This is a genomic window from Mesorhizobium sp. M7A.T.Ca.US.000.02.2.1 (assembly GCF_003996995.1).
In the GTDB taxonomy this organism is placed as follows: Bacteria; Pseudomonadota; Alphaproteobacteria; order Rhizobiales; family Rhizobiaceae; genus Mesorhizobium.
In genome coordinates this window covers 1-5,948 of the sequence record NZ_RZTT01000374.1, presented here as the reverse complement: position 1 = coordinate 5,948, position 5,948 = coordinate 1, and the positions used below count along the sequence as shown (strand labels likewise).

8 protein-coding genes and 1 pseudogene are annotated in these 5,948 nt (G+C 63.6%); 3 read left to right on the top strand and 6 right to left on the bottom strand.

Annotated elements, in window-relative coordinates; all coding sequences use genetic code 11:
• On the bottom strand, positions 1-331 hold a 331-nt coding region (locus EOD15_RS26845; RefSeq protein WP_185929086.1), incomplete at its 3' end, for an acyl-CoA dehydrogenase family protein.
• 136 nt (positions 332-467) lie between these two features.
• Between EOD15_RS26845 and EOD15_RS26840 the strand changes: the two genes are divergently transcribed.
• Entirely contained in the window at positions 468-1,082 is a 615-nt protein-coding gene (locus EOD15_RS26840; RefSeq protein WP_127320791.1) for a dimethylsulfonioproprionate lyase family protein, read from the top strand.
• Positions 1,082-2,554 carry a cobyric acid synthase gene (locus EOD15_RS26835; protein WP_127408996.1) on the top strand — a complete coding sequence of 491 codons (1,473 nt, stop codon included), beginning with the start codon at positions 1,082-1,084 and terminating at the stop codon, positions 2,552-2,554. Before EOD15_RS26840 ends, EOD15_RS26835 begins: the two co-directional genes overlap by 1 nt.
• A gap of 23 nt (positions 2,555-2,577) precedes the next feature.
• Here EOD15_RS26835 and EOD15_RS26830 read toward each other — a convergent pair whose 3' ends face one another.
• The 4 genes from EOD15_RS26830 to EOD15_RS26815 all read right to left on the bottom strand — a co-directional run bounded on the left by EOD15_RS26830 (position 2,578) and on the right by EOD15_RS26815 (position 5,011).
• Complete coding sequence (locus EOD15_RS26830) at positions 2,578-2,997, bottom strand: VOC family protein (protein WP_127323226.1); 420 nt, start codon at positions 2,995-2,997, stop codon at positions 2,578-2,580.
• Between the two features lie 72 nt (positions 2,998-3,069).
• The gene (locus tag EOD15_RS26825) at positions 3,070-3,900 is read right to left on the bottom strand and encodes an AraC family transcriptional regulator (protein ID WP_127408995.1); all 831 of its coding nucleotides are present in this window, start codon (positions 3,898-3,900) and stop codon (positions 3,070-3,072) included.
• Between the two features lie 102 nt (positions 3,901-4,002).
• Positions 4,003-4,173, bottom strand: coding sequence for a hypothetical protein (locus EOD15_RS26820; protein WP_023812274.1), 171 nt, complete (start codon positions 4,171-4,173; stop codon positions 4,003-4,005).
• Between the two features lie 52 nt (positions 4,174-4,225).
• Positions 4,226-5,011, bottom strand: a complete 786-nt coding sequence (locus tag EOD15_RS26815) for a TSUP family transporter (protein WP_127268807.1) — start codon at positions 5,009-5,011, stop codon at positions 4,226-4,228.
• Positions 5,012-5,159: 148 nt separating this feature from the next.
• On the opposite strand from EOD15_RS26815, the gene EOD15_RS26810 reads away from it, so the two are divergent.
• Positions 5,160-5,591: a TerB family tellurite resistance protein gene (locus tag EOD15_RS26810; RefSeq protein ID WP_127268808.1), complete on the top strand. Its 432-nt coding sequence runs from the start codon at positions 5,160-5,162 to the stop codon at positions 5,589-5,591.
• A gap of 20 nt (positions 5,592-5,611) precedes the next feature.
• Here EOD15_RS26810 and EOD15_RS26805 read toward each other — a convergent pair.
• Positions 5,612-5,948 (bottom strand): annotated as a pseudogene (locus tag EOD15_RS26805) (microcin ABC transporter ATP-binding protein); the annotation flags it as partial.

Below are 5,948 nucleotides of genomic sequence, written 5' to 3'. Positions count from 1 at the left end.
TGCCGAAACGGTCGATCATCGAGGCCACCATGTTGTGGATCGAGATGAACGATGAAAAAGCCGGATCGGCGTGCGACAGCGCCTCGAAGATCAGCACGGCGTCGAGCCGGCCAAGTGCCGAGCCACCGACATCGTCCCTGATATAGATGCCGCCAAGGCCGAGCGGGCCGGTCTCGCGGATCACATCGGCCGGGAAATGCTTGTTACGGTCCCAGTCGAGCGCATTTGGCGCGACACGGTCTGCGGCGAAGGCCTGCGCCATCTCCTGGATGGCGCGCTGCTCCTCGTTAAGTTCGAACTGGCTGGTGCTCGCATCGACCGCGGCGTCCATGGCGTGCTCCCTAATCTTCGACCTGTTGGCCTGTCGTTTTTGGCTTTGCGCGCGCACCAATCTAGACCAATGATGCCGCCGCGCAACCCGATCCCCTGCGGAGCGGCTGTGCATCAATGCATGTTCGGAGTAAGATGTGACGACAAAATTCGATGAACTGCTGGGCCGGTTCCGCGCATACCTTTCCTCCGTGGATCACGCCTTGGTGCGCGATGCCGTGGCGCGCATTGGCTGGGACATGCCGGCTCGCACGCTGGAGCCGCATCCGCTCAACTGCCTGCGTCATCTTGATCGCGCCGCAGAGCTGGCGCCGCCGGATGCCAAGCCGCTGGTGCAACTGCTTGCTGAACGGCGCAACGATTTCCGCTGGGGGCAGACCTACAGCGAGGCGGATTTCGGAAAAGAGTTCATCGATAAATACGGCTGGCTGGAAGTGTTCGGCACCCGAGGCCACTTCGTCAATGACGCTGTCGCCGCCGGCGTGCTGATCCTTGGGCCTGATATCGTCTATCCCGACCACCATCACATTGCCGAGGAAATCTACATTCCGCTGACCGGCGGTACCGAATGGCGCATGGGCGAGAGCGGCTTTTGCATGCGCACGGCCGGCGAGGTCGTCCACCACGCGTCCAACGTCAATCACGCCATGCGCACCGGCAAAGACCCATTGCTGGCGCTGTACATCTGGCGCGGCGGGCCGCTGGCGCAGAAATCCGATATCACCGGAACCTTGGCGCAGGGCAGGGACTGATGGCCAGAGCGATCATGCTGCAAGGCACGGGTTCCGACGTCGGCAAGACGGTGCTGGGCGCCGGCCTCTGCCGCGCGGCAAAGAAGCGTGGGTTGAAGGTGCGGCCGTTCAAGCCGCAGAACATGTCGAACAACGCCGCCGTTGCCGATATTCCCGGCGACAAAGCTGGCGGCGGCGAGATCGGCCGCGCGCAATGGCTGCAGGCGATCGCTTGCGGCGTGGCACCCTCGGTCCACATGAACCCGGTGCTGCTGAAGCCGCAGACCGATGTCGGCGCACAGGTCATCGTGCAGGGCAAAATGTTCGGAGAAGCGCGGGCGCGTGATTACCAGGCGATGAAGGGCCAGTTGATGGACGCCGTTCTGGACTCCTGGGGCAAGGTCGGCGAGGGCGCCGATCTCGTCATCGTCGAGGGCGCGGGTTCGCCGGCCGAGATCAACCTGCGCAGCCGCGACATCGCCAATATGGGCTTTGCCACGCGCGCCGACGTGCCGGTGGTGCTGGTCGGCGACATCGATCGCGGCGGCGTCATCGCTTCGGTCGCCGGCACGCATCTGATCCTGCCGGAGGAGGACCGGCGCATGATCGTCGGCTATTTCATCAACAAGTTCCGCGGCGACATTTCGCTGTTCGACGATGGGCTGAAGTCGATCGAGACATTCACGGGTTGGCGCTGTTTCGGCGTGGTGCCGTGGCTGAAGGCGGCGGCGCGCCTGCCTTCGGAGGATTCGGTGGTGCTGGAGCGGTTGGCGTCCGGCGAGGCACGCGCGCTGAAGGTGGCGGTGCCGATGCTTGGCCGCATCGCCAATTTCGACGATCTCGACCCGCTCAAGGCCGAACCGCAGGTCGAGGTGGTGTTCGTGCCGCCGGGAAAGCCTCTGCCGGCCGATGCCGGGCTGGTGGTCATTCCGGGCTCCAAGTCGACGATCGGCGATCTGCTGAAATTCCGCGAGAACGGCTGGGATCGCGACTTGCTGGCCCATCGCAAGCGCGGCGGCCATGTCGTTGGTATCTGCGGCGGCTTCCAGATGCTCGGCCGCACAGTGCGCGACCCTGACGGCATCGAAGGCAGCGTCATCGAAGCCGAAGGGCTCGGCCTGCTCGACGTCGAAACGGTGATGGAACCGGAAAAGACGGTGCGCAACGTCAGCGCCCGTTCGGTGCCGTTCGACTTGCCGCTCGAAGGCTACGAAATCCACCTCGGCCGCACCATCGGACCGGATACGCTGCGGCCTTCCGCTGTCATCAATGGTGTCGAGGACGGGGCGGTGTCGGCCGACGGCAAGGTGATCGGCACCTATATGCACGGCCTGTTTGGCGCCGACGGCTTTCGCGGGAGATTCCTCGAAAGCCTCGGCATCAAAGGCGGCGGCATCGACTACCGGGCCGAGGTCGAGCGGGCGCTGGACGAGGTCGCAGCCGAGCTGGAGACCCATCTCGACTGCGACGCGATCTTTGCGCTGGCTCGGTAATTCGCAGAGCGCCCGAGGTTGGCTCAGGCCTTTTCGCCCGCCTTCGGCCAGTAGGTGCCGAAGGACCAGACGTTGCCTTCCGGGTCGCGGCAGATGAACTCGCGGCTGCCATAGTCGCGGTTGGTCAATTCCTGGATGATCGTGGCGCCGGCGTTCCTGGCCTTGGCATAGGCGGCATCGGCATCGTCGACGGCAATGTAGATCGACTTGCCGCCGCCTGAGCCGGGTTCGCCGACCATCTTGCCGTAGTCGTCGTCGCGCACCGAGCCCAGCATGATCATCGAGGAGCCGAAGACCAGTTCGGCATGGTGTACGACACCGCCTTCGCCATAGCGGGCACGGACGCTGAAGCCGAAAGCCTCGCCCAGCCAGTCGATCATTCTTGCCGCGTTCTTGTAGCGCAAAGCGGGGTAGATGCGGGGCGCTTCAGTGGTGGTTGGCATGGGAACCTCCTTCGCTTGGGTTGGTCGATAAGCCACCCTGCTCGAAGGCCGTTCCAGGGTCTTGAAGAAATGTTACCTGACAGAGAGCGCGGTCGGCGTTTCGCCGGCGAGGTCGCGAAACTCGCGCACCAGATGCGCCTGGTCGGCATAGCCGCAATCGGCGGCGATGCCGGCCCAGTCGACGGTCGGTTGTCTCGACAGGCCGAGCGCTCGGTTGAAGCGGACAATACGCGACAGTGTCTTGGGGCCGATGCCGATGGCATTGGAAAAACTGCCGGCGAGATGCTTGCGGCTCCAGCCCAGCCTTTCGGCGATCGATCCAATGCGGGTCCGGCCGCCGGATGCGATGATGCGGTCATAGGCCCAGGCGATTTCAAGCGGCGTCTCGGCGGCATTCTCGAGACGGGCGGTGACGAAGGCTTCGGCCATGTCGAAACGCGTCGTCCAGTCCGGCGCGTTGCCAAGCTTTTCACGCAGCGCCAAGCCTTGCGCGCCAAGCACGTCGTCGAGGACGACCATGCTGTCGGCCAGTTCGCTCATCGGCAGGCGGAAGAAACGGCGTGCGCCAAGCGGCGTGAAGTTGACCTGGACGCAGCAGGCGCCGCCGAATGATTCGATCACCACCGGTCCGGCAAAGAGGCCGGCGGCGAAACTGGCGAAGCGGTCATTGTCGCCGGGCGCCTTGCCGAGGCCGATGGCGAAGGGTTCGGCGAAGCTGATGACCAGCGGTACGGTGAGGGACGCGTATTCGACGTTGCGCATATGGCCGGGCGTCATTTCGCGATAGCCGCAAATGTCCGACACAATGCCCTGAAGTCGAGGATCGGGCAGGCGCCGGCGCATCTCGACCCGCCCGGCGACGGACCGGTCCTGCTCTTGCTGGAGTTGCATCTCGACTGGCATCGGCCATCCTTGCGCCACGTCAAATCTAGCAGACCCGGGGCCGGAATCAAAAGCGCCCGGCTTTTGGCCGGGCGCTCCTCGTCCCCACTTAAAGGGAAATGGTCAGGCGCCGCGCATCAGGCAGCCGCCGGCAAGCACGATGAAAGCAATAAGAACAATCCACACCGATGCGAGTGGAATGAACGCAAGAACGCCAAGCGCGGCGAGTACGCCGATGATGGCGATAACAACGGAAATGATAAAAACGATCTGCGTAGGTGCGCTAAGATTCATGTGTGGCTCCTCCTACATGATTCGAACAGCGGCATTCTATCAGGGCCCGTGATCACACACCAATCAGGGCGCGCAGCGGGTTCGCCGGGTCGGCCAGCAGCTTCACAGCAAGCGCCAGGCACACGATCACCAGCAGCGGCTTGATCAGTTTCGCGCCGATGCGCATGGCCAGGCTGGCGCCGACGCGGGCGCCGATGAACTGGGCAACGCCCATCATCAGGCCGATCTTCCAGTAGACGACGCCGAAGGCCGCGAAGACGATGAAGCCGCCGATGTTGGAGGCGAAGTTGAGCAGCTTGGTATGCGCCGTCGCCTTGAGCACGCCATAGCCGGCAAGCGCCACGAAGGCCAGCATGTAGAAGGAGCCTGCGCCCGGTCCAAACAGGCCATCGTAGAAGCCGATCGCGGGTACCAGGATCAGTCCGAATAGGAAGGGCGACAGCCGCTCGGCGCGATCGATGTCGTTCATGTTGGGCTTGAACGCGAAGTAGAGCGCGATGGCGATCAGCACGATGGGCAGGGCAGCCCGCAGAATGTCACCCGGCACGATCGTCGCCAGCAAGGCGCCGATGGCGCTTCCGACAAGGGCCAGAAGCGCCGACGGCAATTGCCGGCGGAGGTCCACATGACCCTTCGATGCGTAGTGGATGGTCGCCGAGCCCGAGCCGAACATGCCTTGCAGTTTGTTGGTGGCGAGCGCCTGGACCGGCGTGAAACCGGCAAGCAGCAGCGCCGGCACGGTGATCAGTCCGCCGCCGCCGGCGATCGAATCGACAAAGCCCGCGGCAAAGGCGGCGAAGGCGAGCATGGCGACGGTCTGGATGCTAAGGTCGATCATCTGATGTATGGCGGTGTCCGGCCGGCTGAAATATCGGGCGTTCGACCACGGCCGCCCTGTTTGCGCAAGGTCGATTCCGCGCTACCTCTATCCAAGCGCATCGCGCTTGGATTTGTATTTGTGTGGTTAACCCGGAAAGAGGCTCCTGATGGCATTCGCATTGCTGGACCAGATACGTCAGATATTCGACGGCGACCCGGGTGTGCGCAAGGTGGCGGACGATCCGGTCCTGTCGGCGGAACTGCTGATGTTGTTTCGCATGATCCTGGCCGACGGGTCTGTCAGCGAGAGCGAGATGGTTGTCTTCCGGCGCATCTGCAAGGACGCCTTCGGCATTGCGGAAAGCAGTATCGACAGCGTCATCGAATATCTCAACGAGTTCGGCTACGAGACCAACGGCTCGCAGGCGATTGCACTGTTCCGCGACCTCGATGTCGAGCGGCGCCGGCAATTGGCCAAACATATGGCGGAGATCGCCAAGGCGGATTCGCAACTTGCCGAGAGCGAGATGCGCCTTCTGCGCCGCACGCTCGACCTGCTCGACATCAGCCCGGTCGATGTGGTGAAGCCGCAGGAGTGATTGGACGCCTTCTCTCCTGATCAGCCTTGCTCTCGCAGCCGCTTCGCGATTGCCCGGTGCAAGTCAGGAGCGGCGGTGACAAGCGCCTTGGCAGCCTCGGACTGCGGGTGGTCGAGCACCTCGCTCGTCTTGCCGCGCTCGACGACCTTGCCGTCATGCATGACCAGCACCTCGTCCGTGATGGCGCGGGCGACGGTCAAATCATGGGTGATGAAGAGATAGGCGATGCCGAGCTTCTGGTTGAGCTCGGCGAACAAATCGAGGATCTGGGCGCGGATCGAGACGTCGAGCGCCGAGACCGGCTCGTCGGCGACGACCAGCTTGGGGCGGGTGATGATGGCGCGGGCGATCGACAGG

Coding starts and splice junctions, on each gene's coding strand:
- EOD15_RS26810 (WP_127268808.1), top strand. CDS start 5,160: ATGGCATTCGCATTGCTGGACCAGATACGTCAGATATTCGACGGCGAC.
- EOD15_RS26835 (WP_127408996.1), top strand. CDS start 1,082: ATGGCCAGAGCGATCATGCTGCAAGGCACGGGTTCCGACGTCGGCAAG.
- EOD15_RS26815 (WP_127268807.1), bottom strand. CDS start 5,011: ATGATCGACCTTAGCATCCAGACCGTCGCCATGCTCGCCTTCGCCGCC.
- EOD15_RS26820 (WP_023812274.1), bottom strand. CDS start 4,173: ATGAATCTTAGCGCACCTACGCAGATCGTTTTTATCATTTCCGTTGTT.
- EOD15_RS26830 (WP_127323226.1), bottom strand. CDS start 2,997: ATGCCAACCACCACTGAAGCGCCCCGCATCTACCCCGCTTTGCGCTAC.
- EOD15_RS26825 (WP_127408995.1), bottom strand. CDS start 3,900: ATGCCAGTCGAGATGCAACTCCAGCAAGAGCAGGACCGGTCCGTCGCC.